The 25866-nt window shown below is 70.9% G+C and carries 23 protein-coding genes; 12 read left to right on the top strand and 11 right to left on the bottom strand.

Features of this window, described 5'->3' with window-relative positions:
• Positions 1-139 precede the first annotated feature (139 nt).
• From pth to cysN, 5 genes are all read left to right on the top strand, one after another.
• Entirely contained in the window at positions 140-727 is a 588-nt protein-coding gene (gene pth, locus AB0L00_RS08185) for an aminoacyl-tRNA hydrolase (RefSeq protein ID WP_364430074.1), read from the top strand.
• A 268-nt stretch (positions 728-995) separates the two neighbouring features.
• On the top strand, positions 996-2474 hold the full coding sequence (locus tag AB0L00_RS08180; RefSeq protein WP_364430071.1) for a sugar transferase: 1479 nt from the start codon (positions 996-998) through the stop codon (positions 2472-2474).
• 17 nt (positions 2475-2491) lie between these two features.
• Positions 2492-3262 (top strand): 3'(2'),5'-bisphosphate nucleotidase CysQ, encoded by a 771-nt coding sequence (locus tag AB0L00_RS08175; protein WP_364430068.1) that lies wholly within the window; start codon positions 2492-2494, stop codon positions 3260-3262.
• Between the two features lie 22 nt (positions 3263-3284).
• Complete coding sequence (cysD, locus tag AB0L00_RS08170; protein WP_364430065.1) at positions 3285-4214, top strand: sulfate adenylyltransferase subunit CysD; 930 nt, start codon at positions 3285-3287, stop codon at positions 4212-4214.
• A complete protein-coding gene (cysN, locus tag AB0L00_RS08165; protein WP_364430062.1) occupies positions 4215-5477 on the top strand; it encodes a sulfate adenylyltransferase subunit CysN in 1263 nt (420 codons plus the stop codon).
• Between the two features lie 61 nt (positions 5478-5538).
• On the opposite strand, the gene AB0L00_RS08160 is transcribed toward cysN, so the two are convergent.
• Positions 5539-6000 (bottom strand): PPOX class F420-dependent oxidoreductase, encoded by a 462-nt coding sequence (locus AB0L00_RS08160; RefSeq protein WP_364430059.1) that lies wholly within the window; start codon positions 5998-6000, stop codon positions 5539-5541.
• 57 nt (positions 6001-6057) lie between these two features.
• Here AB0L00_RS08160 and AB0L00_RS08155 point away from each other — a divergent pair, with 57 nt between their 5' ends.
• Positions 6058-6954, top strand: a complete 897-nt coding sequence (locus AB0L00_RS08155; RefSeq protein WP_364430056.1) for a glycosyltransferase — start codon at positions 6058-6060, stop codon at positions 6952-6954.
• Positions 6955-6967: 13 nt separating this feature from the next.
• Here the strand turns inward: AB0L00_RS08155 and AB0L00_RS08150 are convergent, their stop codons facing one another.
• A complete protein-coding gene (locus AB0L00_RS08150; RefSeq protein ID WP_364430053.1) occupies positions 6968-8824 on the bottom strand; it encodes a Wzz/FepE/Etk N-terminal domain-containing protein in 1857 nt (618 codons plus the stop codon).
• 104 nt (positions 8825-8928) lie between these two features.
• The gene (locus AB0L00_RS08145) at positions 8929-9999 is read right to left on the bottom strand and encodes a hypothetical protein (RefSeq protein ID WP_364430050.1); all 1071 of its coding nucleotides are present in this window, start codon (positions 9997-9999) and stop codon (positions 8929-8931) included.
• A gap of 195 nt (positions 10000-10194) precedes the next feature.
• Here AB0L00_RS08145 and AB0L00_RS08140 point away from each other — a divergent pair, with 195 nt between their 5' ends.
• The 5 genes from AB0L00_RS08140 to AB0L00_RS08120 all read left to right on the top strand — a co-directional run bounded on the left by AB0L00_RS08140 (position 10195) and on the right by AB0L00_RS08120 (position 17639).
• On the top strand, positions 10195-11631 hold the full coding sequence (locus AB0L00_RS08140; RefSeq protein ID WP_364430047.1) for an O-antigen ligase family protein: 1437 nt from the start codon (positions 10195-10197) through the stop codon (positions 11629-11631).
• Positions 11628-13250, top strand: coding sequence for an oligosaccharide flippase family protein (locus AB0L00_RS08135; protein WP_364430044.1), 1623 nt, complete (start codon positions 11628-11630; stop codon positions 13248-13250). The genes AB0L00_RS08140 and AB0L00_RS08135 overlap by 4 nt, the downstream gene beginning before the upstream one ends.
• A 1-nt stretch (position 13251) precedes the next feature.
• Complete coding sequence (locus AB0L00_RS08130; protein ID WP_364430042.1) at positions 13252-14154, top strand: sulfotransferase domain-containing protein; 903 nt, start codon at positions 13252-13254, stop codon at positions 14152-14154.
• A 217-nt stretch (positions 14155-14371) separates the two neighbouring features.
• Positions 14372-16432 carry a fibrinogen-like YCDxxxxGGGW domain-containing protein gene (locus AB0L00_RS08125; RefSeq protein ID WP_364430039.1) on the top strand — a complete coding sequence of 687 codons (2061 nt, stop codon included), beginning with the start codon at positions 14372-14374 and terminating at the stop codon, positions 16430-16432.
• Between the two features lie 109 nt (positions 16433-16541).
• Positions 16542-17639 (top strand): glycosyl hydrolase, encoded by a 1098-nt coding sequence (locus tag AB0L00_RS08120; protein WP_364430037.1) that lies wholly within the window; start codon positions 16542-16544, stop codon positions 17637-17639.
• 82 nt (positions 17640-17721) lie between these two features.
• Here the strand turns inward: AB0L00_RS08120 and AB0L00_RS08115 are convergent, their stop codons facing one another.
• From AB0L00_RS08115 to AB0L00_RS08105, 3 genes are all read right to left on the bottom strand, one after another.
• A complete protein-coding gene (locus AB0L00_RS08115; protein ID WP_364430034.1) occupies positions 17722-18276 on the bottom strand; it encodes a glycosyltransferase in 555 nt (184 codons plus the stop codon).
• A 132-nt stretch (positions 18277-18408) separates the two neighbouring features.
• Complete coding sequence (pssD, locus tag AB0L00_RS08110) at positions 18409-18858, bottom strand: PssD/Cps14F family polysaccharide biosynthesis glycosyltransferase (RefSeq protein ID WP_345354569.1); 450 nt, start codon at positions 18856-18858, stop codon at positions 18409-18411.
• Complete coding sequence (locus AB0L00_RS08105; protein WP_364430031.1) at positions 18855-20177, bottom strand: hypothetical protein; 1323 nt, start codon at positions 20175-20177, stop codon at positions 18855-18857. The genes pssD and AB0L00_RS08105 overlap by 4 nt, the downstream gene beginning before the upstream one ends.
• Before the next feature lie 179 nt (positions 20178-20356).
• Between AB0L00_RS08105 and AB0L00_RS08100 the strand changes: the two genes are divergently transcribed.
• Positions 20357-21223, top strand: a complete 867-nt coding sequence (locus AB0L00_RS08100; RefSeq protein ID WP_364430028.1) for a beta-1,6-N-acetylglucosaminyltransferase — start codon at positions 20357-20359, stop codon at positions 21221-21223.
• An 18-nt stretch (positions 21224-21241) separates the two neighbouring features.
• On the opposite strand, the gene AB0L00_RS08095 is transcribed toward AB0L00_RS08100, so the two are convergent.
• The 5 genes from AB0L00_RS08095 to AB0L00_RS08075 form a co-directional block, all read right to left on the bottom strand.
• Positions 21242-21865, bottom strand: coding sequence for a hypothetical protein (locus tag AB0L00_RS08095; protein ID WP_364430025.1), 624 nt, complete (start codon positions 21863-21865; stop codon positions 21242-21244).
• Positions 21866-21980: 115 nt separating this feature from the next.
• Positions 21981-22646, bottom strand: coding sequence for a hypothetical protein (locus AB0L00_RS08090; RefSeq protein WP_364430023.1), 666 nt, complete (start codon positions 22644-22646; stop codon positions 21981-21983).
• Positions 22647-22725: 79 nt separating this feature from the next.
• Complete coding sequence (locus AB0L00_RS08085) at positions 22726-23409, bottom strand: response regulator transcription factor (protein WP_364430020.1); 684 nt, start codon at positions 23407-23409, stop codon at positions 22726-22728.
• Entirely contained in the window at positions 23406-24677 is a 1272-nt protein-coding gene (locus tag AB0L00_RS08080) for a histidine kinase (protein WP_364430017.1), read from the bottom strand. The genes AB0L00_RS08085 and AB0L00_RS08080 overlap by 4 nt, the downstream gene beginning before the upstream one ends.
• Positions 24678-24772: 95 nt before the next feature.
• Positions 24773-25771: a sulfite exporter TauE/SafE family protein gene (locus AB0L00_RS08075; protein WP_364430014.1), complete on the bottom strand. Its 999-nt coding sequence runs from the start codon at positions 25769-25771 to the stop codon at positions 24773-24775.
• Positions 25772-25866: the final 95 nt, after the last annotated feature.

Here is a 25866-nt window from a genome sequence, read left to right as displayed (position 1 = left end):
GGGTTCGCCGTGCGACGCCCCGTCATCGGTGAGGGTGTGGGCGCCCCCGGACGGGGGCATGTCGAGCCCGTGCGGAATGGGCGTCGGACAGGCCCGGCGGTCCACGCGCGGGCTCTGATGTGTCGGAGGGTGGTCGGTGATGCCGGACGTGGGCGCGGACGCTCCCTGGCTCGTCGTCGGGCTCGGCAACCCGGGCCCCGAGTACGCCGGCAACCGGCACAACGCCGGCTTCATGGTCCTCGACGTGCTGGCCGCGCGGATGGGCGGCCGGTTCAAGGCGCACAAGGCGCGCGCCGAGGTCGTCGAGGGACGGCTCGCCGGGCTCCGGGTCGTGCTCGCCAAGCCCCGGTCGTACATGAACGAGTCCGGCGGCCCCGTAAAGGCTTTGCGCGACTTCTACAAGGTGCCGCTCGAGCGTGTCGTCGTCGTGCACGACGAGCTCGACATTCCCTACGGCACACTGCGCCTCAAACTCGGTGGCGGCGACAACGGGCACAACGGCCTGCGCTCGATCACCAAGGCGCTCGGCGGGCGTGACTACCTACGGGTCAGGTTCGGGATCGGCCGGCCGCCCGGCCGCATGGACGCCGCGGTGTTCGTATTGCGCGACTTCGCCGGGGCCGAGCGCAAGGAGCTCGACCTGAACACCGAGCGCGCCGCCGACGCGACGGAGTCGTTGCTCACGGACGGCCTGGACCGCGCGCAGAACATCTTTCACACTGCTTAGAAGAACTCTCTCCCGGCCGAACCGACACGTACCGGCGATTACGTGGTTTCGGCCCCTCTGTGCGTTCTAGGTCTCTATCGTGCCAGGTGTACCCCCAGGAGCCACGGTGCCGTCCCGGCGGTCGTCGCCCGAAAGATCACTGTTTCGACGCCCACCGGTCCTCGTGTGACATGACGGGCGATTCTTGCCGGAACGTGTGAACCTTTCGTGACGCCTGGGCGTCCTGCTTCAGCAGAGTCCTGTGTGTGTTACCTCGGCAAGGGGTGAAATGGCCGTCGTCGGAGAAGCGTGGCCCGAGGCCCAGGCCGCCCACGGCAGTCGTTCGCGGATCCAGTCATGGAGCTCCGGTTACGCGCGGCAGGCCTGGTGTGTCGACTTTCTCGTCGCCCTGCTCGCGGGCCTGTTCGCCTTCGTCGCGCGGTTCCGCTATCCGACCTTCGGCGACCCGTGGAGCACTCCCTACATCGGACTGAGCCTCGTCCTGCCCTTCCTGTGGACCGGCGTGCTCGGCATGGCGCGCGCGTACGAGCACCGGCTCATCGGCGTCGGCTCCGAGGAGTTCCGCCGGATCATCCAGGCCGGCTTCTCGCTGACCGCCACCGTGGCGATCCTCGCGTACGCCACCAAGATCGACGTCGCCCGCGGCTACGTCATCGTGGCGCTGCCCCTCACCACGGGACTCGACCTGGTCGCGCGGTACCAGCTTCGCAAGCGGCTGCACCGGCGGCGCAAGGCCGGCGAGTGCATGCGCCGTGTCGTGGCCGCCGGGCACCGGGCCGCAGTGGCCGACCTGGTACGGCAGCTGCGCCGCGAACCCCAGCACGGCATGCAGATCGTCGCCGCCTGTCTCCCGCCGATGCTCGCCTCGGGCGACGACGCGGTCCGCGAGATCGAGGGCGTACGGGTCGCCGGTGACTTCGCCCGGATCGCCGGCACCGTCGAGGCGGTGCACGCCGACACGGTCGCCGTGCTCGCCTGTCCCGAGCTGGACGGCGTGGCCCTGCGCCGCCTCGCCTGGCAGCTCGAGAAGGACGACGTCGACCTCGTCGTCGCACCGGCGCTCATGGAGGTCGCCGGTCCGCGCACCTCCATCCGCCCGGTCGCCGGGCTGCCGCTCCTGCACGTCGAGCACCCCGAGCTGAGCGGCGTCCGCCGGCTCATCAAGAACGCGTTCGACCGCACCGTCGCGACCGCGGCGCTGATGGTCCTGTGGCCGCTTCTGGCCGCCATCGCGATCGCCATCCGGCTGGAGAGCCCCGGCCGCGCGCTATTCCGCCAGGTCCGGGTCGGCCAGGACGGCCGCGAGTTCACCGTGCTGAAGTTCCGGACGATGGTCGTCGACGCCGAACGGCGCAAGGCCGAACTCCTGCAGCTCAACGAGCACGACGGCGTCCTGTTCAAGATCAAGAATGATCCGCGGGTCACCCGGATGGGGGCCTGGCTGCGGCGCTACTCCCTCGACGAACTGCCCCAGCTGTTCAACGTGCTGTGGGGCGACATGTCGTTGGTCGGCCCCCGCCCGCCGCTGCCCGATGAGGTCGCACAGTACGGTGATGACGTGCGCCGCCGCCTCGTCGTACGACCGGGCATGACCGGTCTGTGGCAGGTGAGCGGACGGGCGGATCTGACCTGGGAGGAATCCGTGCGCCTGGATCTGCGTTACGTCGAGAACTGGTCCTTGACCCTCGACCTGCAGATCCTCTGGAGGACCTGGGCCGCCGTCCTGCACGGTTCCGGTGCCTACTGACGTGTAGAGGGAAGTACGTGATCCACGACGACCACGCCCTCGCCAGGGATCTGGCGACCGAGGCGGGAGCGCTGCTCCTGCGCCTGCGCGCGGAGTCCGGCTTCGCCGACGTACGAAGACTGCGGGACACCGGCGACCGGGAGGCGCACCTGTGCCTGACCGAGGCGCTCGCCCGGCAGCGTCCCGGTGACGCCGTCCTCAGCGAGGAGGGCAAGGACGACCTCGCCCGCGTCGACGCCGACCGCGTGTGGATCGTCGACCCGCTGGACGGCACGTACGAGTACGGCGAGGAGGGGCGGTCCGACTGGGCCGTGCACGTCGCGCTCTGGGAGCGGGACGGCGACGGCACCGGGCGGCTCACCGCCGGGGCCGTCGCGCTGCCCGCCCAGGGCCGCACGCTCTCCACGGCCGAACCGCCGTCGCTGCCTCCGCTGCGCGACCCCGCGCAGATCCGGATGACGGCCAGCCGCAGCCGCCCGCCGGCGTTCCTCGACCGGCTCGTCGACGAGGTCGAGCCCGACGTGCGGGTCATGCCGATCGGATCGGCCGGCGCGAAGGTCGCCGCGGTGCTCCTCGGCGACGTCGACGCCTACGTGCACGCGGGCGGCCAGTACGAATGGGACTCCGCGGCGCCGGTCGCGGTCGCCCTCGCGGCGGGCGCCCACGCCTCCCGCATCGACGGGTCACCCCTGACCTACAACAATGAGAACACCCTGCTGCCGGATATCCTGGTTTGCCACCCGGATTTGGCGCCAACGCTGCTCGCCGGCATCCGGGCGGTCTCGTAAGCGAACCCGGGAGCGGCACCACATGCAGCGCAGCACCGCTGACACCCGTGACTACCGGACGTCCCAGCTCGGCGTCCTGGAGTCCGAATCGATCCACATCATCCGGGAGGTAGCGGCGGAGTTCGAACGGCCCGTCCTGCTCTTCTCCGGCGGCAAGGACAGCATCGTCATGCTGCGCCTCGCCGAGAAGGCGTTCTGGCCGGCACCGGTCCCGTTCCCGGTCATGCACGTCGACACCGGCCACAACTTCCCCGAGGTCATCGAGTTCCGCGACCGCCGGGTCGCCGAGCTCGGCGTCCGCCTCGTCATCGCGTCCGTGCAGGAGTCCATCGACAAGGGCCGCGTGGTCGAGGAGACCGGCCGGCGGGCCAGCCGGAACCGCCTGCAGACCACCACCCTGCTGGACGCCATCGAGGAGCACCGGTTCGACGCCGCGTTCGGCGGGGCCCGGCGCGACGAGGAGAAGGCCCGCGCCAAGGAGCGCGTCGTCTCCTTCCGCGACGACTTCGGCCAGTGGGACCCGAAGAACCAGCGGCCCGAGCTGTGGAACCTCTACAACACCCGGATCCGCCAGGGCGAGCACGTCCGGGTCTTCCCGCTGTCGAACTGGACCGAGCTCGACATCTGGGACTACCTCCGGCTGGAGGGCCTGGAGATCCCCTCGATCTACTACGCCCACACCCGCACGGTCTTCGAACGCGACGGCATGCTGCTCGCCGACAGCCCGTACTCCAACCGGGGCGACGACGAGCCGGCCTTCGAGGCGATGGTCCGCTACCGCACGGTCGGCGACATGAGCTGCACCGGCGCCGTCGAGTCGACCGCGGTCGGCCTGGACGAGGTCATCGCCGAGATCGCCGCCACGCGGGTCACCGAGCGCGGTCAGACCCGCGCCGATGACCGCACCAGCGAGGCCGCCATGGAGGACCGCAAGCGGGAGGGCTACTTCTAAATGGACATTCTGCGGCTCGCCACCGCGGGCTCGGTCGACGACGGCAAATCCACCCTCATCGGGCGCCTGCTGTTCGACTCCAAGTCGATCTTCGAGGACCAGCTCGAGGCCGTCGAACGCACCAGCCGCGACCGGGGTGAGGACTACACCAACCTCGCCCTGCTGACCGACGGCCTGCGCGCCGAGCGGGAGCAGGGCATCACCATCGACGTCGCCTACCGCTACTTCGCCACGCCCCGGCGCAAGTTCATCATCGCCGACACCCCGGGGCACATTCAGTACACCCGGAACATGGTGACCGGCGCCTCGACCGCCGACCTGGCGATCGTCCTGATCGACGCCCGGAAGGGCATCCTGGAGCAGTCGCGCCGCCACGCGTTCCTGACGACGCTGCTGCGGGTGCCGCACCTCGTGCTCGCGGTCAACAAGATGGACCTCGTCGACTACGACGAGGCGACGTTCGAGCGGATCAAGGACGAGTTCACGTCCTTCGCGGCGAAGCTGTCGGTCGGCGACCTGACGTTCATCCCGATCTCGGCGCTGCACGGCGACAACGTCGTCGAGCGGTCGGCCAACATGCCCTGGTACGACGGCCCGTCGCTGCTGCACCACCTGGAGAACGTCCACATCGCCTCCGATCGGAACCTCATCGACGTGCGGTTCCCGGTGCAGTACGTCATCCGGCCGCACAAGTCCACCGACCCGGAGCTGCACGACTACCGGGGCTACGCCGGCCAGGTCGCGGGCGGCGTGCTCAAGCCCGGCGACGAGGTCATGCACCTGCCGTCCGGGCTGACGACGCGGATCAAGCGGATCGACACCGCGGACGGCCCGGTGGACGAGGCGTTCCCGCCGATGTCGGTCACGCTCCTGCTCGAGGACGACATCGACATCTCCCGGGGCGACATGATCTGCCGACCGCACAACCGGCCGCAGGTCACCCAGGACGTCGACGCGATGGTCTGCTGGATGTCCGACGAACGCCCGCTCGTGCCGCGCGGCAAGCTGGTCATCAAGCACACCACCCGCACCGCCAGGGCGATGATCAAGGAGCTGCAGTACCGGCTCGACGTCAACACGCTGCACCGGCACGAGGACGCAGAGCGCCTGGAGCTCAACGAGATCGGACGGGTACGGCTGCGCGTCACCCAGCCGCTGTTCGCCGACGACTACTCCCGCAACCGCGGCACCGGCGGGTTCATCCTCATCGACGAGGCCACCAACGCGACCGTCGGCGCCGGCATGATCATGGAGAACCGCTAGGACACGTCCTGACCGTACGGGCCCGGCTTCCGTGGGGGAGCCGGGCCCGTACGCGTTCGGATCAGGTCCGCTCGGGCGGGAAACCGCCGGTCGCGATCGGTCCCCACTCCTCGATGTGGATGCGGATCAGCGACTTGTCCTGGCGCCGCATCGCCTCGCGGTACTCGTCCCAGTCGGGGTGCTCGCCGGCGATGCAGCGGTAGTACTCCACCAGCCCGTCCAGCGCCTCCGGCATGTCGAGCACCTCGGCGCGCCCGTCGACCTGGACGTACGGGCCGTCCCAGTCGTCGGACAGCACGCAGATCGACGCCCGCTCGTCCCGGCGCAGGTTACGGGCCTTGGCCCGCGCGGGATACGTGGAGACGACGATCCGCCCGTCGGTGTCCACGCCGCACGTCACGGGCGACATCTGCGGCCGGCCGCTCGCCCGTGGAGTGGACAACAACCCGTGGTGCCGGGGCCGGAGGAACTCCAGCAACTGGTCACGGTCGACCCGCTCGGCGGTCGCGATCCTCGGAGCCACCTGATCACCTTTCCGGACGTCACTCGTCGTTTTCCGCAGCACTCTAAACTGTCGCGCGTGCCGCCCTCCGTGGGAGTGGTCATCCCCACTCACAACCGTCCCCAACTGCTGCGCAAGGCGATCGAGTCGGTGCTGGCCCAGGACTACGACGGGAAGGTCCACGTCGTGGTGGTGTACGACCGAGCCGAGCCCGACCTGAGCCTGGCGGGCGACCAGGTCGAGGTGCTCGCCAACACCCGTACGCCGGGCCTCCCCGGCAGCCGCAACACCGGGATCCTCGCGCTCGACACCGACCTGGTGGCCTCCTGCGACGACGACGACGTGTGGCTGCCCGGCAAGCTGGCGGCCCAGGTCGCCGCCCTGGAGGCCGAGCCCGACGCGGTCCTCGCCAGCTGCGGCATCCTGGTCGACTTCGACGGCCGGGAGCTGCCCCGCCTGGCCGGCGCCGACCGGGTCCTCTTCGACGACCTCGTCGGCGACCGCATGATGAGCGTGCACTCCTCGACGTACGTCGCCCGGCGCGAGGCGCTGATCGACATCGGCATGGTCGACGAGACGATCCCGGGCGGCCAGGGCGAGGACTGGGACCTGGCGCTGCGCGCCGCCCGCCGGCACCCGATCGTCAACGTCGACCGGCCGTACGTCCGCGTGCTGTTCGGCCAGACGTCCTACTACGCGCAGGCGTGGGAGACGAAGGTCGAGGCCCTGCGGTGGTTCCTCGACCGTTACCCGGAGATCGGCCGGTCCCCGGCCGCGGCCGGGCGGGTGTACGGGCAGATCGCGTTCGGCTGCGCCACCATCGGCCGGCGCCGGGAGGCCGTGCGCTGGGCGGGACGGGCGATGCGGGCCAACTGGAAGGAGCGGCGGGTGCCGTTCGCGCTCGCGGTGGCCAGCGGCGCCGTCTCGGGCAAGCGCGTCCTGCTCACGCTGCACGCCCGCGGCCGGGGCATCTGACCCGCGGCGAGGCTCAGGTCCAGGTGACCTTGGGGTTCGCGGCCGTCTCCGCCGCGCTGTTGTCGGCGGGTGCCGGCCGTGCCGACTCGGCGCCGTCGGCGCGGGGAGCCGCCTCGGCCGACCGGGCCGGGTCGACGGAGCGGGCCAGGTCGGACCGGGGCTGACCGGTGGAGCGCGTCGGCGCCTGGGGCCGGGCGGCCTCCTCGCCGGACGCGGGCGGGAGCGGCTCGGGGCGGTGCCGCCGGCCCTTCGGCGGCGGGGCGCCCTCGTCGGACACGGCCACCATGTCGAGCACCGTCGGCGCGTCCTCGATGGCCTCGTACTTGTTCTGCTTCGGCGGCGGAGCGACCGGCCGCTCGCGCAGCGGCGGCGGGGTACGGGCCGGCAGGGGCCGGGACGGTGGCGGCGCCACCTTGTCGTCCTGTACGGGCAGTACGACCGCGCCCATCACCGCGGCGCCCATCCGGTCGATGCGCCGGACCCCGTCCCGTATCTGGGCGTAGCGCGCGAGGGGGATCTCGACCACCATGAGCGCGGCGTCCGCCAGGTCCGCGAGCGCCTGAGCGTCCGCGCCCAGCTCGGTGGACGGGGCCTCGATGACCGTGAAGCGGTAGTCCTCCCGCAGGGAGCCGATCAGACGGTCCATCTGCTCGCGCTGCAGCAGTTCGGCGGCCAGTTCGCTGTTCGAGCCGACGGTGATGGCGCTCAGCGTCGGCGCGCCGTGGTTCTTGCGGATCACCTCGCGCGGTTCGGCCCAGCCGAGCAGCACCTCCGACAGGCCCGGTCCTTCCGGAAGGCCGAGGAGCTCGCCGGCCACCGAGGAGCCCAGGTCCGCGCAGACCAGCAGGACGTCCGAGCCCGTACGGGCGAGCGCCGCCGCGAGGTTGGCGGCGACGAAGCTGCCGCCGCGGCCCGGTGCCGCGCCGGTGACCAGAAGGACGTGGTTGCCGTGGCCCAGCGTGGCGGTGAGGACGTGGGAGAGCTCGTGGAAGCTCTGCCCCGTACGGCTGCGCGCCGGCAGCAGGCCCAGGCCCTCCCGGCCGCGTTTGGCCGGGATGTCCACGAGGACCGGCAGGTCGAGGACGCGCTCGATGTCGTGAGCGGTGCGCACCCGCTTGTCCGTCCGGTCCAGGAGGATGGCCAGCACGACACCGAGCAGCAGGCCGCCGACGAGACCGCTGGGCAGGTACCTCGTCAGGCTGGGGTCGGACGGCGAGGTGGGCAGCCGCGCGTCCGTGATGATCTCTCCGGGGTCCACGTTGGCGGCCGTCACGCGCAGGTCGGACGCCTTGTTGTTGAGGGCCTGCATCTGGGCGACGACCAGGTTCTTCTGCACCTTGTCGGTCATCGTCCGCAGCTGCTTCGACAGCGAGTTGATCTGCCGCTGAAGAGCCGTCATCTGGGTCATCAGCACCGTCGTGGCGCTGTCGCGGCGGTCGTCCAGGTAGGCCTGGGCGAAGGCGTGCGCGCGGTCACGGGCGTTCGCGGCGGTCGCGGCGTTGACGGTGATGTAGATGACCGTCGAGTCGTTCGGGACGTTCACCGACACGGACGCGCTGAGCGCGGTCGGGGTCTCCTTCGTGTGCAGGTCACGGGCCACCCGCTCGGCGACGTCGTACGAGCGGACGCGTTGCGCCTCGGTCTGCAGGTTGATGTCCTGCTGCTTGCCGGACTGGCTGCCGCTGTCCAGCTTCGTGGGGGTGACGTTGACGACGGCGAACGCGGAGTACGTCTTGGGCATGACGACGACGAGCATCGCCGCCACCGCGACGCCGAGCGCCGCTGCGGCGACGACCACCCACCAGCGGCGTTTGAGCATTGCCAGGTAGTCCGCGAGCTCTCGCGAGCCCCCCGTGGCCGTGGCGTCCATCTGACTGCGTGGCCCCTTCGCCGAAGGTCTATGAGACCGCCATAACATACCTTGCCGGGCTTGGCCTAACCTGCGCTCGCGCAGAACCGCAGGCGACCGAGAACTCAGGTGCGTCGCCGGATGTGGAAACCGATGAGCACGACCGCGAGGACGAAGGCCGCCCCGCCGATGGCCATCGCGATGAGCGTGGTGTCCTGCCCGGAGCCGGCGGGACCGGCGCTCTGCCGCCCGGGCAGCGGCGTGGTCTGCGCATTGACCGAGCTGGGCAGCGGAACGCGCCAGATGGGCTGGCCGACGCCCTCGGAGTTCACCAGCAGGGAGTGGCCGTCCGGCGTGAAGGTCACGCCCTCGCCCTGTTGCTGCTGGGGCAGGAGGACCTCCGCCGGCTTCTCCGTCAGGGACTTGGCCACGTCGCCGTCGTTGATCCACCAGACGTACGCGGTGTCGTCGTTGCGGATGACGACGCGGTCGCCGGTGGGGGAGAAGTCGCCTCCGGACGCCCTGGTGACCGGTACGTCGAGGACCTTGCGCAGGAGGTTGACGCCCTGCGGGTTCAGGCTCGCCGGCGCCTCCCACAGCGACGCGACCTGCTGGGCGGTCTCGGTCTTGGTGACGACGAAGACGCGGCCGGTGCCCGGCTGGACGAGCAGCGTCTCGGCGTTGCGCCCGGGGACGCCGTCGGCGTACCGCAGACGGTAGGTCTCCAGGCCGGCCGGGCTGACCTGGCCGGTGGAGTTCGCGGGCGGCTCGTCGAACTTCAGCACCGCGTAGTCACGCCGGCCGGACTTCTTCGCGGTCTGGCGGACGCGGAGCGCGTCGCCGATGTCGCCGAGGTAGATGGCCCGCTTGCCATTGCGCAGCCGGACCGCGGAGATGTCCTCCCAGTCCTGGTTGGACCCCGCCGGCAGGCGTACCGTGAACTGCGCCTTGCCCTTGGCGTCGAGCCCGAAGACGTCCGTGGAGCGGCCCGAGTCCTCGTGGCTGTAGAGGACGCGGCCGTTCTCGCTGGTGGCCAGCCCGCTCGCCTGGGTGATGGCCGGGTCGGCCACGACCTCGACGACCTGCGCGTCGATGGGCCCCGGGTCCGCGCCGACCCGGGCGGTGGCGGCGGTCGGCCAGAAGACGCAGAGCGCGGCCAGGACCACCGACGGCGCGCGAGACAGGCGGATGGGCATGCTGATTCCCGGATCTCCCCACTGAGGTCTCTGAGAAGGTAAGGCCCGGGGCCGCCCCCGGTAAACTCCAGCCGGCGTGGCGGCAGGACAAGCAGTCTAAGGAGCTGTCGGTGTCGAACGGGTACGAAGCGGCGGTTCCGGCGGCCAGGAGCGCCCCGCCGAGCACGCCTTCCGGCCGGCGGGTCTGACCGCCTCGTGACCGCCTTGAACCCCTTCGGCGCACGGTCGGCGTCCCGGCGCGGCTCCGCCGACACGTCCTCCTCGCCCTCCTCCGCCGACGAGCCGTCGTGGGGCCAGGAGCTGCCGACATGGCCGTTCGCGGCCTTCTTCGCGGGCTACCCGCTGCTGTGGGTGCTGGGGCTCGGCGGGTTCGCCGCGGACCTGGCCGCGCTGCCGATGTTCGGCATCCTGCTGCTGCGGCGCGGCCTGCGCGTGCCGCCCGGCTTCGGGCTGTGGCTGCTGTTCCTGATCTGGATGACGTTCGCGGGGACCCAGCTGGACTCCGCGGGCCGCATGATCGGCTTCGTCTTCCGGTTCATGAACTACGCCGCGGCCACCGTCTTCTTCCTCTACGTCTACAACTCCTCGCGCCGCGCGCTGCCGCTGTCCCGGGCCATCGGTCTCATGGCGCTGTTCTGGGTCTGGGTGGTGGCAGGCGGCTACCTGGGCGTCGTCCTGCCCAACGGGTCGATCAGCACGCCCATGCAGAGCCTGCTGCCAGGGTCGATCGCCGGCAACGACTACGTGAAGGACCTGGTCCACCCGAAGTTCGCCGAGGTGCAGCGGCCATGGGGAGCGCCGCGGGCGTACAACCGGCCCAGCGCGCCGTTCCCGTACACCAACACGTGGGGGAGCCACTTCGCGCTGCTGGTCCCGTTCGCGATCCTGTACATGCGCACGGCGGCCGTCCGGTGGCGGCGGCAGGCGGTCACCGTCCTGCTCCTCGCCTCGCTGGTCCCCGCCTTCAGCACCCTGAACCGCGGGATGTTCCTGGCGGTCGGCGTCGGCGTGTTGTACGCCGCCCTCCGGTTCGGCTTCCGCGGCCAGGTCAAGTGGCTCGCGGCGGTGCTCGTCCTGCTGGGGATCGGTCTGGCGACGGCCTCGGCGCTCGGCGTCGGGCAGAGCATCGGCAGTCGCACCCAGTACAGCTCCACGAACGCGGGCCGGGCGACCATCTACCGGGAGGCGTTCGAGCGCACGCTGCAGTCGCCGTTCATCGGCTACGGCGCGCCGCGCCCGTCGCTCACCCTCAGCATCTCGGTCGGCACCCAGGGCCAGTTCTGGAACGTCATGTTCTCGTTCGGCTTCGTCGCGCTGATCCTGTTCTGCGCCTGGCTGTGGTCGCTTCCCCTGCGGACGCGGGCCGCGCCGGGCGCGCTGCTGTGGCTGCACGTCGTGACGGTCATGGCCTCATTCATGATGTTCTACTACGGGCTGGACGGCTCCCAGCTCGTGGTGATCTTCGTGGCGTCGGCGCTCGTGATGCGGGAGACGGCGGCCGGCCCGGAGGCGGCGCCGCTCACCCCGCCCCGCCGACGGCCCGGGACCGGCCTCGCCCGGCCGGACGTCCTGTCCGGCTGGAGCCGGTACACACCGGGGCCGACCTGGAGCCAGGGAGAGGACGACGATTGACCACCCAGGCCGAGGCCACGCGGGACGACCGCGCGGGGCGCTCGCACTTCCGGGAGTTCGCGCGCGGCGGGGCGATCGGGCTGGTCGGCTCCCTCGTCGCGGCCATGGCGGGCTTCCTGCTGACCGTCGTCGTCGCGCGGGTGCTGGGCCCGGCGCAGACCGGCGTCTTCTTCACGGTCGTCGCGCTCTTCATGATCCTCACCGAGGTCACCGAGCTCGGCGCCGACACGGGACTGGTGCGCAGCACGGCGCGCCTGCGCGCCCTCGGCCGAATCGGTGACCTTCGCCGGGTCGTCGTCGCGGCGCTGGTCCCGGTCCTGGCCGTCGGCGCGGTCACCGGGCTGGCGGTGTTCGCGCTGGCGCCCTGGCTGGCCGGGCTGCTCGTCGACGCCGCGCACCATGACGACGCGGTCCTCCTGCTGCGGGTCTGCGGGCCCGTCCTGGCCGTGTCCGCGGTCCGCAACGTCGCCCTGTCGGGCACCCGCGGCCTGGGCAGCCTGGCCGCGTTCACCGTCCAGGCGAACGTCATCACGCCGCTCAGCCGGCCGGTGCTGGTCATCGCCGTCGCCGCCCTCGGGTACGGCGCCGGCGGGGTCATGGTCGCCTGGTCGCTGCCGATCGGACTGACGTTCGTGGCGGCGGTCGCGATCCTGTGGCGGCTGGTCCGCCGCGCGGAGACCGAACAGCACGCGGCGGCGCCTCTCGGTAATGCCGAGGCGTCGGCGGCCGGGGAGCGGCAGGCCGTGCCGGACCCCGCGGCGCGTTCGGCGGTCCGGGAGTTCTGGGCCTTCTCCGGGCTGCGCGGCGTGGCGGCCATGCTCGAGATCGTCGTGACCTGGCTGGGCGTGCCGCTGGTCAGCGCGATGGTGTCCAGCCATGACGCGGGCGTCTACGCCACCGCGGGCCGGTTCATCACGACCGGGACCCTCGTGCTGGCGGCAACGCGGCTCGCCGTCGCACCGCAGATCGCCGCCCTGCTCGCCCGGGGGGAGACCCGGCAGGCCGAGGACCTGAACGCGGTCGCCACCGGCTGGGTCGTCGCCACCTCCTGGCCGCTGTACCTCGCCCTCGCGGTGTTCGGGCCGTTCGTCCTCACGCTGTTCGGCACGGACTTCCGCGGCGGCGCCGGGGCCATGGCGATCCTCGCCTCGGCCATGGCGCTGGTGCTGGCGACCGGCAACGTGCAGACGGTCCTGCTCATGGGCGGCAAGAGCTCGTGGAACCTGCTCGACAAGGCCGTCGTCGTGGTCCTCATGGTGGTGCTGCACCTGCTGCTGGTGCCGCCGTACGGCATCATCGGCGCCGCCGTCGCGTGGGGCGTGTCGATGCTCGTGGACAACCTGCTGGCCGTCGTGCAGGTGCGCTACCTCATGGGCCTGCGGCTGCGGACGCGGACGCTTGCGCCCGTCGGAATCTGGGCACTGGTGTGGTTCGGTGGCCTGGGCGTGGTGCTGCGGATGCTTCTCGGCACCGGCCTGGTGGCGTTCGCGGCGTACGCGGTCCTGGCCACCTGCGGCTACGGTGCCGTGCTGTGGCGGCTGCGGCATGTGCTGCACGCCGATGTGATGTTCGGGGCGCTGCGGTCACGCGGGCGCGCGGACGCGAAGGAGGAGGGCTGACGTGTCGACCGGGTTCGTCGGGTGGGCGAAGGACCGCTCGCCACGCTGGGTGAAGGACGCGGCGAACGCGACGACGCGCGCGTACGCCGTGCGGACCGCCGACCGGCGTCATCTGCCGGACTTCCTCATCATCGGCACCAAGCGCGGCGGCACGACCTCGCTGTGGAACTACCTCATCCAGCACCCGCTGGTCATGCCGATGTATCCGGCGTCGCGCGGGGTCAAGAGCCCCGGCTACTACTACGTCAACTATGACAAGGGCGACGCCTGGTACCGCTCGCACTTCGCCACCGAGGAGGAACTGGACCGGCTCCAGGAGAGCCTCGGCGGTCCCCGGCCCGTCACCGGGGAGGCCTGCCCCTATTACATGTACTACCCGCCGGTGCCGGAGCGGGTGCGCGCCCGCACCCCGGACGTGAAGATCATCGTGACGCTGCGCGATCCGGTGAAGCGGGCCTACTCCCATTACTGGGAGCGGGTGGGGGACGGCGTCGAGGACCTGAGCTTCGAGGACGCCCTGGCGGCCGAGCCGGAGCGGCTGCGCGGCGAGCGCGAGAAGATGGCCGCCGACCCGATGTACTACAGCCGGGCGCACGACTTCTACACCTACCAGGACCGGGGCATCTACCGGCCGCAACTGGAGAACTGGTTCTCCGTCTTCCCCCGGGAACAGTTCCTCATCATGCCCGCGGAGGACCTGTACGCGAACGAGCAGGCGGCCGTGGACCGGGTCACCGAATTCTTGGGGCTTCCTGCACATCCCCTGAAGATTGCCGAGAGGCACAACCATCTCCCGGCGCCGGCGATGAATCCGGACACCAAGGAGCGGCTCACCGAGTTCTATCGCCCGCACAATCGGGCGCTGTACGAGCTGCTGGGCGAGGAGTACTCCTGGCCGGCCTGACATGGCGGGGCGGGGAGACGCACGACCCGCGCCGGTGGTTTACCGGTCCCGCCGATTTTCTCGGCGCCAATTACCGGTAATAGCGAAATGATTACTCTCGTTGACAACGCGTGGCCGTTGCACTAATTTTGCCACGTTCCTGCGCCAGCTCATCTGTGCCGCAGATTGTTTATCCCCCGAGCCCCTCTGCTCGCCGCTTTACTCCGCGGGAGAGTTCATGGCATTCCGTCTGCCTGCGCGCAAGACCCCCTTGGTCGCCGGTGCGGCCGCCCTGGTCGCCGCCGGCGTCATCTTCGTCCCCAACTGGGCCAGCGCGGGCGCGCCGGACGGCAAGTCCTCCGGTGCCGCCGCGCTGTCCTGCTGGGCCGTCAAGCAGGACTATCCGAAGAGCGTCACCGGCCTGTACTGGCTGAAGACGCCTCGGATGAGCAGTGCCCAGCAGTTCTACTGCGACATGACCACCGACGGCGGGGGCTGGGTCCTCGTCGGCCGTGGCCGGGAGAACTGGAACTTCCACTACGCAGGACAGGGCAGCGCGTCCAACGTACGTAACACGCCCACCGGCACCGCCGCGTTCTCGCCCGCGACGCTCCCCGGCGACACCATCAACGGGCTGTTCAACGGCGGCCCGATCGACGAGGTCCGGCTGCACCGCGCCAAGAACTCCACGGGCACCTCCTGGCAGGACGCCTCGCTGCAGTTCAAGGACCTGGCCGACTGGTCGTGGACCTTCGACGGCGGGCTCCCGTTGAGCTCGGCCGACTTCGACGGCACGTCCTACAGCGGCGGGTACACCGACAGCATCAAGAAGTCCGACGTGGTGCTGCGCCCGTACAACTCCCTGTCGACCGTCAAGAACGCGAACGACTCGTGGAAGAAGGGCTTCGCGTACGCCACGACGAGCGTCTCCGGCGCGTCGACCAGCGCGAGCAGCTACCTCTGGAAGGGTACTTCCAGCGGCCTGCCCACTCCCTTCACGCAGGTCTGGATCCGTCCCAAGATCACGACTGCGACCGGCGGGGCGGCCCCGGCCACTCCGAAGCTGCTCAGCAACAAGACCTCGACGAGCCCCTGGGGCGTGACCGGCGTCGTCAGCGGCCAGACCGGTGAGAACCACATCGAGGTGCACGCCCTCGGCGTCGTCGGAAGCACCCTCTACGTCGGCGGCGAGTTCCAGTACGTGCAGAAGGGCGCCACCCCGGCCGCCGGCGAGAAGATCGAGCAGTCCTACCTCGCGGCCTTCGACACGAGCACCGGCGAGTGGAAGACCGGGTTCCGGCCCAAGCTCGACGGCGAGGTCTGGGCGATCAAGGGGACCAGCGACAAGCTCTTCGTCTCCGGTGACTTCACCAACGTGAACGGCGTCGCCAACACGGCGGGCCTCGCCGCGCTCGACCTGAAGACGGGCGCGCCGCTGTCCACCTGGAAGGCGAGCCTGATCCGGAACAAGGCCGTGCCCCGCGGCCGGGCGATGGACATCCAGGACGGCTGGCTCTACATCGGCGGCACGTTCGACCACATCGCGGGCGGCACGACGATCAACAAGTCGCCGTTCTGGGTCGGCGGCGCGGCGCGCGTCAAGGTGACGGACGGCACCCCGGACACCACCTGGAACCCGTTCTTCGACGCCGGCGTGTACTCCCTCGACGCCAGCTCGCAGGGGGACCGCGTCTACTTCGGCGGCCGCATGCAGCACATGGGCAAGCAGAAGGAGGTGTCGCTCAAGGACTTCGCGATCGTCAGCACGGCGGCACCGGGCGGCCACATCTCGGGGCTGGGCGACCAGAAGTGGATCCCCAGCATCGACGACCCCAGCAAGCCGTACCGCCAGACGATCCTCGAGGTCGGCGACCGCGTCTGGATGGGCGGGTCAGAGCACGACCTGCAGGTCTACGACCGGGACTTCAACAACAAGATCGGCGGCAACCTCGCCCGCTCGGGCGGTGACTTCCAGGCGTCCGTCGAGATCAACGGTGTCCTGTACGCCGGGTCGCACGGTTTCGACTTCGACTACACCGACGGCTGGACGTACCCGGACCCGAAGACCGGCGGCTACTCCAATGTGCACCGGCTCAACATGGTCGGCGCGTGGGACGCCAAGACCGGTAAGTACCTGCCCAACTGGAACCCCTCCTTCGCGTCGCGGGCCGGAAACGGCGTGTGGGCGCTCGTGAAGGACAACAATGGGTGCATGTGGGCCGGTGGCGACCTGAAGAGCGGCTCCTGGAACGGCTCCGCCTACCAGTGGCTCGGCGGGTTCGGCCGGTTCTGCCCCTGACCTGACTCCGGGCCGGGCGCGGTCACTTTCCGCATCGTGATCGGGGAATCACCCACCGGGTGATTCCCCGATCCCGCTTAGGACCGGCGGGAATGGGAGGCTTGAAGGCATGAGGATCAGAGCACGCGGTCGCGCCATCGCCCTGTCGGCGGTGGCGCTGGTCGGCGCGGGCACCGTCCTGTCCGGCTGCGGCTCCGCGGCCGGCAACGACGGCTCGAAGGGCGGCAAGTCGGCCACGAACGCGCGGGCGGCCACCCTCGCGGAGGGCCGCTCGGCGGCGGCGGGCGGAGACTGCGGCGCCGACGCCAAGCTCATGCCCAAGTGCGGCGCCTACTGGGGCATCTACTCGGTGCAGGGCAAGTCCCTCACCTCGGCCGTCACCGACATCGAGGGCAAGGTCGGGCGGCGCTTCGACATCGTCCTGCGCTTCCACGACTGGTCCAACGCCGCCGGACCAGGCCGTTTCCCGGACGCCTCCGAACGCGTGCTCGGCGGGTCCCGGCTGCTGTTCTTCGCCTGGGAGAGCAAGGTCTACCAGAAGCAGCAGAGCTACAAGTGGCGCGACATCGCGGCCGGCGCCTACGACAAGTCCGTGGTCGAGCCGGTGGCCGAGCGCGTCCGGGCCTACGGGAAGAAGGTCTTCATGTCCTTCGACCCGGAGATGGACCGGCACCAGAACAAGGGCGAGATGAAGGGCAGCCCGGCGGAGTACGTCGCGGCCGCCCGGCACGTCCATGACGTCTTCCAGCGGGCCGGCGTCAAGAACGTCGTGTGGGTGTGGGTCACCACCGGCACGATGAGCGGCGTCAACCCGCAGCGGATGCTCGACTCCTATCCCGGTGACGCGTACGTCGACTGGGTGGGCTGGGACCCGTACAACTTCTACAAGTGCCACAACGGGCCGTGGCACACGTTCGACGAGAAGGTCGGGCCGACGTACCGCTTCTTCCAGCAGCACGGGCTCGCCAAGAAGCCGTTCATCCTCCCGGAGTACGGCACGCAGTACGACCCGGCGGATCCGAAGCGCTCGATCCAGTGGTACCGCGAGATCCCCGGCGTGCTGCGCGCCAAGTACCCCAACATCGCCGGGCTGATCAGGTTCGACGCGGGGCCGGGCTGCAACCTGAAGGTCGACAACGGCCCGGGCATGCTCGGCTCGTACGCGGCGGCGGGCCGGGACACCTACCTCAACACCTCCGGCCACTGACCGCCGGCGATCAGGCGCCTCTGGGCGCACGGCAGCGCCGTGCCGCCCGGAAGAAGGTCTGAGGACGTCGCCGGGAGCGCGGCTAACCCGCCCGGTCGGGGCGGGACCGGCGGCGGCGCCGGGGCGTGGCGACGAGCTCGTCCACCAGCCGCCCGAACCGCGCGACCGCGGGCGCCGTCTCGTCGGCCTCGTCCGGCACGGCGTACTCCGCCGGGTCGGCCAGGGCACGGTCCAGGTGGGCGTGCAGGCTCTCGGCGGACTCGGCGAGGGCCACCTTGCCGAAGGTCGCGACGTGCCGGGAGAACCGCACCTGGTGGTCGTCGACGACCTCGTCCAGCCGCGCGATCCGGGGCACCACGATCGGCAGCCGGCCCGCCTGCCGGCTCTCGGTGATCGAGCCGGGGCCGCCCTGGCAGACGACGGCGGTCGCCTGCCGGAACAGCGCCTGCATGTCCGCGTGGGGCAGGAAGTCGTGACACTCGGCGCCCACCGGAGGGTCGGCCGGGCCGTACTGCACGACGCAGCGGACGTGGCCGTTCGCCGCGAGCCACTGCTCCATCCAGCCCATCAACCGGTCGAACCGATGATGGTCGGTGCCCACGGTCACGAACACCAGCGGCTTGTCCTGGCCGGTCATGAGGCCTCCTTCGTCGGCCTCATGACCAAGGTGCTGTGCTCACCGATTCCCTCGCTTCGCTCGGTCATGAGACCTCCTTCGTCGGCCTCATGACCAAGGTGCTGTGCTTATTGATTCCCTCGCTTCGCTCGGTCATAGGAGCTGCCCCACGACGGTGCCCTTCGGGTAGCGCGCCCGCTGTTCCTCCCACTGCAGCAGGAACAGGTCCGCGATCGGATAGCAGAGACGGCCGGTGAGCGTGCCGGAGTCGATGCGGTCGTACACCTCGAGGTACACGGTGCGCCGGCGCAGCAGCTTCCCGAGCACGAAGAACGGCACGGCGACGCCCGCGCCCGAGCTGACGATCACATCCGGCTTGTAGCGCGGGACGAGCCGGAGCGCGAGCCACAGGTTGCGCAGCAGGTTGGGGATGTTGCGGGTCGTCGGATGGTAGGCCCAGGTCACCTGCTCGTCCGCGAGGAGGGAAGAGGCGTCGGCCTTCTCGAACGTCACCCACATCCGCTCGTGCTCGGACCACCAGGGCCGCAGCCGGTGCAGCTGGGTCAGATGCCCACCGGTCGAGCAGACCAGGAGGACCCTCATCGTTCCTCCAGGACCTCGAGCATGGCCGGATGGAGGGCGGGGTTCCAGCCGCCGCCCAGCCGCTTGAGGTGGTAGGTCCGCATGAACATCTCCAGCAGGTAGAGCCGTCCGAGTAGCCGGCGGTGGTCGTGGGGGAGCTCGGGGAGCTCGTTCTCGGCGGCGGCCCGTACGGCGGCGACCGCCTCGGCCAGCGGCCGGCCGCGCAGCACCAGCGCGTCCTGGAACCTCCAGTGCAGGTGGTCGAAGCCCACCGGAACCTCTTCGGCGCTGTGCTCCCAGTCCCAGACGTACAGGTCACCGGCGTACCGGCCCATGTTCCAGGGCACCCAGTCGCCGTGCCAGCGGCCGACCCGCAGGGGGGTGCCGCCGTGCTCGCGATCGAGCTCGTCGCAGTGCGCGGTGACCAGTGCCGCGAGGCGTGGTTCCTCGTCGTCGGCGGCCAGTACGGCGGCCTCCGCCCGCAGCGCGCGCCAGAAGGCCGAGTCGGCCAGCTTCGCCGTCCGCGCGGCGAACGGGCCCGGGAGGTCGGTCGGGGTCGGTTGGTCGGGAAGAACACGGAGGTCGGTCGGGGTCGGTTGGTCGGGAAGAACACGGAGGTCGGTCGGGGTCGGTTGGTCGGGCAAGACATCGTCGCAGGGGACCGGCGGCGGCCGGTCGGCCTCGCGGTAACGGCGGATCCTCGGCGGCAGCGGCGCCGTGACGGTGAGGTCGTAGTCGCGCCACGGACCGTGGTGCAGCAGCCGCGGCACGCGGATCCCGTTCGCCGGCGCCTCGGTGACCGCGGCGATCGCGGCCGCCTCCCGACGGGTCATCTCCCGGGTGGCGGGGTTCCAGCCGACCTTGGCGTAGCCCACGGGGGCGCCGTCGGCGCCGAAGAGCTGGAGCGTCGGCTTCAGGTTGGGATCGGGCGGCCGGACGCCGACCCCCAGCGCCGGCTGCGGCAGGCCGAGCACGCGCCCCAGGTGCGCGCTCAGCAGGTAGTCGCCCAGCTCGGCGGGCGGGAGGTCCTCGGGCACGCACACGAGCAGCCGGTGGCGCAGCAGGAGCGGAGCGACCCCGGTACGGAAGCCGGCGCCCAGCACCGTACGCGGGACGCGGAGGCGGGCCCAGCGCAGCCCGTTGTAGTGGGTGAGGCTGCCGGCGGCCACGGCCCGGCCGTCGAGGGGGACGAGGAAACGCGGCCGCTCCGGAGAGGGGACCACGGCGTAGCGCTCGACCACGCGGTGTCCCGGCGGAACCTCGCCCGACGTGACCCGGACCGGCCACCCCGAGGACTCCGGCTCGGGCAGCCACAGCCGTTCGACAAGTGCGCGGAGCACTGCGCCCCCTGGTGCCCTTGATCAGCCCGGATCCGCCCCGGTGACCGACTCCAACTTTCCCGGCACTTTACCGTAATCGGCCTTTCATCATCGGACGCGTCACCGCATTTCCGGAACCTGAGTACCCTCGGTCACGCAAACGACGAGCGTGAATTTACGGTGAAGGGCGCGGGATGGGCATGGGCGGCGGACCGCTGGTCGTGATCGTGCTGTCGCACCGGAATCCCGGACAGGTCGCCCGGCTCGTGGACCGGATCCGCGGCGGCGTCGACACGGTCGCGGTGGTCCACCACGACCCGAGCGGTGAGCCGCTGACGCTCCGTCCGTCCTCGAACGTCGCGCTCGTCCCGGACGCCCGGCCCGGCCAGTGGGGGCGGCTCTCCCTGGTCGAGGCGCAGTGGCGGTCGCTGCGCTGGGTGGCGGCCAACATCCCGGACTTCTCCTGGGCGCTCCTCGTCTCCGGCCAGGACTATCCGATCCGGCCCATCACCGCGATCGAGAAGGAGCTCGCCGCCTCGCCGTACGACGCGTACCTACGGCACTTCGCCGTGACCTCCGACCCGGCGGCGGACACCGACCCCTGGCAGGCGGTGACCCGGCGGCGGTACCTGCGCAAACGGCGGCTGCCCGGCACCCACCGATCGGTGCCGCTGCCGATCCCGCGACGGCATCCCTACCGGGACGGGGTGGGGCTGTACGTCGGCGACATGTGGTTCAACCTCTCCGCGCCGACCGTGCACGGCATGCTGGCCGACCCGCTGGCCGACCGCCTGCTGCGCTATCTGCGGTACGCGCCGATCCCGGACGAGACGTTCATCTGCTCGATGGCCCTGAACGCGCGGCCCGCCCGCTCGGTCGCGAACGACAGCAAGCGGTTCATCCGGTGGGGCGCCGACGCGAGCCATCCCGAACTGATCACCGCGGCGCACCTGGACGACCTGCGGGCCAGCGACGCGTTCTTCGCCCGCAAGGTCGACGTCACCGCGCACCCCGAGGTCCCCGACCTGCTCGACCAGCTCGCCGCCGACCGCGGTCCCGTGTCCTGACGGGCCGGGCCGGCGGAGTCACGAGAAGAACCCGGCCGCACAGTCGAGCCACCACGCCGTGCCGCCGGGAGCGGCCGGGCGGCCGGCCTCGCCCGAAGTGGCCGGCCCGCTCGAGCCGCCGCCCGCCAGCATCAGGCCGTACGGGCCCATGTACAGGAATGAGCCGGCGGGCGAGGACGCGACCTGTGAGGGTGCGGTCTGCGGCCGCGCGGGCGAGGGCGCGATCTGTGAGGGTGCGGTCTGCGGCCGCGCGGGCGCGGTCTGCGGTGCGGCGGCTTCCGCCGGAGGGGCGGGCCGCTCCGGGTTCATGATGGTCACCTTCTGCGTCAGATTGCAGACCCGAACGTTGTGGCACAACCCATTCTGTGCGTCACTGACACCCCCGGCATTCCGGTTGGTGGTGTGCTGATAGCCGCGATTGCGAATAGGACTCCGCACCGACATGGCGGTGGCGTTGTGGTGGCCGTTTCCGTCGTCGTTGTGGTCCGCGACGGGACGCCGCCCCGGGCCCACCGGTATCCGGGCGGCCTCGGCGGCGGAGGAGAGCCAGGTCAGGCCGAGACCGACCGTCAGGGCGCAGACGCCCGCCCTGCGGTAGAACACGGCCTTCTCACCGATCGATGCGGTGCCCCGTCGAATCATTCCCCACACCCCTGCGAGTCGCTGCTGCCGGACGCGAACGGTCCGTTCGGCGGGCGTACCCGGAACGGATATTCGGATCACGCTTCGGGCGGCGGGCGGCCGAATCATTGCCCGTTCATTGTCGTGTGCTCATCGGCGAATCCGGCAAAGCGGCCGTCGAGCGGTCCGGCGCGGCTGCCATGACCAGATGCCCCATGACGATCCGAGCCCCGAGATAGGCGAAAGGCGCCAGGAGGGCGAGGTCCGCGAAGTGGGCTATCGCGATTTCGCGCGGTATGCGACTGAGCGGAAACGCGATGGCGCCGCCGAACAGCAGGACGCCGATCGGCCAGGGGACCGCCCGGATCCGGGTGAGCACGACGCCGAGGGCGAAAAGGCTGAGCGGAAAGGCCGTGCCGGCGAACCAGAACGTCACGTACGCCGCCGCGGGATGCTGTTCGATCAGGCGCACCGCCTCGGTGTGCGAGACGTTGAACAGTTCCTCATGCATTCCCTGCAGCCCGAACGAGGCTCCGCCGACGCACCCGTAGATCGCGACCGGCAGCGCGATCGCCGCGTATCGCGGCACTCGCGGCTCGATGAGGCGGTACACCGCGACGAGACCGATGAGCCAGCAGGTCGTCGCGGCCATGATGAGAGTTCCGGCGGTGATGCCCTGATATCGGTCGGTCCAATAGAAAGTCGAAATTCCCTGGAGTGCCGGGCCCATGACGAGGCAGACACCGGCGATGGTCCGGAAAACCGGCTGCATCGTTTCTCCCTTACCCGAGTGAATGACCACGCAGGCAACGCTAGGGAGCCGTGCCGTGAATTCCATCGACCTCACGACGCGATCCGATACGGCCGTCGCGGTACCGGGACTACCGCCCGGGCGGTACGCCGGGCGGCGTCACCGCCAGCCCCGACCGGTAGGCGAACACCACGAGCTGGGCACGATCCCGCGCGCCCACTTTGGTCATGGCCCGGTTGACGTGGGTCTTCGCGGTCGCGGGGCTCATCACCAGCCGCCGGCCGATGTCCTCGTTGGTCAGGCCCTCGGCGACGAGCGCGACGACCTGGCGTTCCCGTTCGGTGAGGGCCGATGGCAGGGCCGGGTCGTAAGTCGGCTGCCCCGGCCGCCCCACGAACGCCGAGATCAACCGCCGGGTCACCTGAGGTGCGAGCAGGGCGTCCCCGTTGAACACCGTGCGCACCGCCTGCCGCAGAGTGTCGGGGTCGATGTCCTTGAGCAGGAACCCGCTGGCCCCCGCGTGCAGCGCGGCGAAGACGTATCGGTCCAGGTCGAAGGTGGTCAGGACGATCACTTTGACGCTCGGCGTCCGCTCGTCGGCGAGGATCCGTCTCGTCGCGACGAGCCCGTCCATGCCCGGCATCCGCACGTCCATGAGCACGACGTCCGGGCGGTGCGCCCGCGTCAGGGCGACCGCATCCTCCCCGTCGGCGGCCTCCGCGACGACCTCGATGTCCTCCGCGCGGTCGAGGAGGATGCGGAATCCGGCCCGGACGAGCGTCTGGTCGTCGGCCACCAGCACCCGGATCGTCACGTCGCCTCCTCGTCCTGCGGTCGGTCGCCCACTCGGGACGCCTTCTCCTGCATCGTCAGGTCGTCGTCCGTGGCCGGCAGCCAGGCGCGTACCCGGAAACCTCGCCCGGCGCCGCCGGGCCACTCGAACGGGCCGGCGGTCAACCGGCCGCCCAGGCCCGCGGCGCGTTCGGTCATGCCTCGCAGGCCGTTGCCCTCAGCCGCCGACCCGGTTTCGTCGGCGCGGCCGTCACCCCCGCCGCCGTCGTCGCGGACCTCCAGAGCGAGCCCGGCCTCGTTGTACCGGACCAGGATCTCCACCAGCCCGGCATCGGAATGACGCATCGCGTTGGTGAGGGACTCCTGCGCGATCCGATAGGCCGTGAACTCCACCAGCCGGGGCAGCGGGCGGCGCTCGCCCTCGACCCGCACGTCGACGCGCGGCCTGCCTCCGGCGCAGGCCAGGGCCAGGTCCGGCAGCCGGCCGATGCCTGGCGCGGGAGGTGCCATGTCACCCTCCACGCTGTCCGGCTCCCGCAGGACGCCGACGGTCGCCCGCATCTCGGCCAACGCCTCGCCGCCGGCCCGCCGGACCGCCTCGAGTGCCTCCCGAGCCTGGTCGGGAGCCTCGGCCAACAGCTCGGCCGCCACGCTCGCCTGCACGTTGATCACCGCGATCGTGTGCGCGGACACGTCGTGGAGTTCGCGGGCGATGCGCATTCGCTCCTCGGTGAGCCGCTGCGCGGCGACCTGGTCCCGGTGCGCGGCCAGCAGCGCCAGCCGGGCCTCGAACTCGGCGCGTCGCGCGCGACGGCTGCGTACGGAGTCGCCCAGCAGCAGTGCCGCGACGAACACCACAGTCGACCCGTCGAGCGCCGCGTCGAACAGGCCGACGCCGGCGTACTTCGTCCGGGCCAGCGCGTCCGACACGATCAGCCAGCCCGCGAGCGCCAGCCCCATCCTCCGCCGTGGCGCGGCGGCCACCGAGTACAGCGAGATCCAGACCGGTACGGCCGGTGCTCCGCCCGGGTAGTCCGCGACGTGGTAGATCACCCACAGCAGGAAGACGACGCTGAGCGTCAGGGCCGGCCGGCGCCGGCGGACCGGCAGCACCGCGGCCATCGCGAGCCCGATTCCATAGGCCCAGGCGTCGGGACTCCGATCGGCGGCACCCGGCGCCGCGGTGCCGATGCGGTAGATGGTCGCCGCCTCGACGGCGGCGCACAGGATCGCCTCCCCGGCCCACGGCGGAACCGCTTCCATTCGCCGGCTCAGCCGCGTGAGGTCCACGCCCCCACCGTACGGACGATCGCCCGTGACGCTCCTGTCCGATGCCGGTCATCGAGGACCACACGGACGAGATCAGCGCGTCGCTACGGGGGAGGTCAGCGGGTTGCGACGGAGGTGTCCGCTTTCGAGTGGCCGGTGCGTACGGGCTGGGCGGACGGCGTGTCGTGGCGGGGGAGGGGTAGCGGGCGGAGGCCGTTCCAGGCTCGCAGCAGGCACCAGGCCGCCGTGCCGACGACGGCGGCGGCGACCAGCGCCCAGGCCATCGGGGTGGTGCCGACGCCGAACATCTTCAGCGCCGACGCCAGCAGGACGAACGCCAGCGCCCACCGGATCAGGCCGCCCGGGGCTCGGGACGACGCCAGCGAGCCGAGGAACACGCCGGGGATCGATCCGGCCAGGAGCGCCAGCGTGACGCTGAGCTGGAAGTCGCCGAACAGGATGTGCCCGAGCGCCGCCGCCCACACCAGGGGCACGGCCTGCAGCAGGTCGGTGCCGACCAGCCGGTTCGCGGTGAGCTTCGGGTAGAGGGCCAGGAGGGCGACGATGATCAGTGAGCCGGAGCCGACCGAGGTCATTCCGACGACGAGACCGCCCACCGCGCCGACCAACATGGTCGGGATAGGGCGCACGGAAATGGGGGCGGGGTCCTCCGCCGAGGACGCGTCGTCGGGGGAGGCGCCCCGGGCCGCCCGGCGCGGGCCGCCCGCGGACATCGTCAGGTAGCTGCGGATGACGAGGCCGGACGCGGCGATGAGCAGGGCGACGCCGAGGGCGATCTCGATGACGTTCTGGAGCCGGTCGCCGTGTCCGAGCGCGCGGGCGAGGAGGACGCCGCAGAACGCGGTCGGTACCGAGCCGGCGCACAGCCAGGCGACGAGGCGCAGGTTGACCGTCCCACGGCGCAGGTGCACGAGGCTGCCCACCGGCTTCATCACGGCTGCGGAGACGAGGTCACTGGAGACCGCGGCGAGTGGCGGAACGCCGAAGAACACCGTGAGCATCGGCGTCATCAGGGCGCCGCCGCCCATCCCGGTCAGTCCCACCACGATCGCGACCAGGAACGATCCCATGGCCATCTGGTAATCGAAGTGCATCCGTATGCCCTACCCGTTAAATCGGGAAAGTCGGACATTCAGAGTACGCGGTGACGAACGGGGATCGCCAGACAGGTCACTGTTGGCGTTAGGTG

This window comes from Actinoallomurus sp. NPDC052308, assembly GCF_040679195.1.
GTDB classification, from domain to species: domain Bacteria; phylum Actinomycetota; class Actinomycetes; order Streptosporangiales; family Streptosporangiaceae; genus Actinoallomurus; species Actinoallomurus liliacearum.
The sequence above is the reverse complement of the archived record's forward strand: the minus strand, read 5'-3'. Positions and strand labels throughout refer to the sequence as shown.

Excerpts from the sequence above, each read along its gene's own strand:
- cysN (WP_364430062.1), top strand. The coding sequence starts at position 4,215 with ATGGACATTCTGCGGCTCGCCACCGCGGGCTCGGTCGACGACGGCAAA.
- AB0L00_RS08180 (WP_364430071.1), top strand. The coding sequence starts at position 996 with ATGGCCGTCGTCGGAGAAGCGTGGCCCGAGGCCCAGGCCGCCCACGGC.
- AB0L00_RS08150 (WP_364430053.1), bottom strand. The coding sequence starts at position 8,824 with ATGGACGCCACGGCCACGGGGGGCTCGCGAGAGCTCGCGGACTACCTG.
- AB0L00_RS08075 (WP_364430014.1), bottom strand. The coding sequence starts at position 25,771 with ATGCACTTCGATTACCAGATGGCCATGGGATCGTTCCTGGTCGCGATC.
- AB0L00_RS08115 (WP_364430034.1), bottom strand. The coding sequence starts at position 18,276 with ATGACCGGCCAGGACAAGCCGCTGGTGTTCGTGACCGTGGGCACCGAC.
- AB0L00_RS08145 (WP_364430050.1), bottom strand. The coding sequence starts at position 9,999 with ATGCCCATCCGCCTGTCTCGCGCGCCGTCGGTGGTCCTGGCCGCGCTC.
- AB0L00_RS08120 (WP_364430037.1), top strand. The coding sequence starts at position 16,542 with ATGAGGATCAGAGCACGCGGTCGCGCCATCGCCCTGTCGGCGGTGGCG.
- pth (WP_364430074.1), top strand. The coding sequence starts at position 140 with ATGCCGGACGTGGGCGCGGACGCTCCCTGGCTCGTCGTCGGGCTCGGC.
- cysD (WP_364430065.1), top strand. The coding sequence starts at position 3,285 with ATGCAGCGCAGCACCGCTGACACCCGTGACTACCGGACGTCCCAGCTC.
- AB0L00_RS08125 (WP_364430039.1), top strand. The coding sequence starts at position 14,372 with ATGGCATTCCGTCTGCCTGCGCGCAAGACCCCCTTGGTCGCCGGTGCG.
- AB0L00_RS08100 (WP_364430028.1), top strand. The coding sequence starts at position 20,357 with ATGGGCGGCGGACCGCTGGTCGTGATCGTGCTGTCGCACCGGAATCCC.
- pssD (WP_345354569.1), bottom strand. The coding sequence starts at position 18,858 with ATGAGGGTCCTCCTGGTCTGCTCGACCGGTGGGCATCTGACCCAGCTG.
- AB0L00_RS08095 (WP_364430025.1), bottom strand. The coding sequence starts at position 21,865 with ATGATTCGACGGGGCACCGCATCGATCGGTGAGAAGGCCGTGTTCTAC.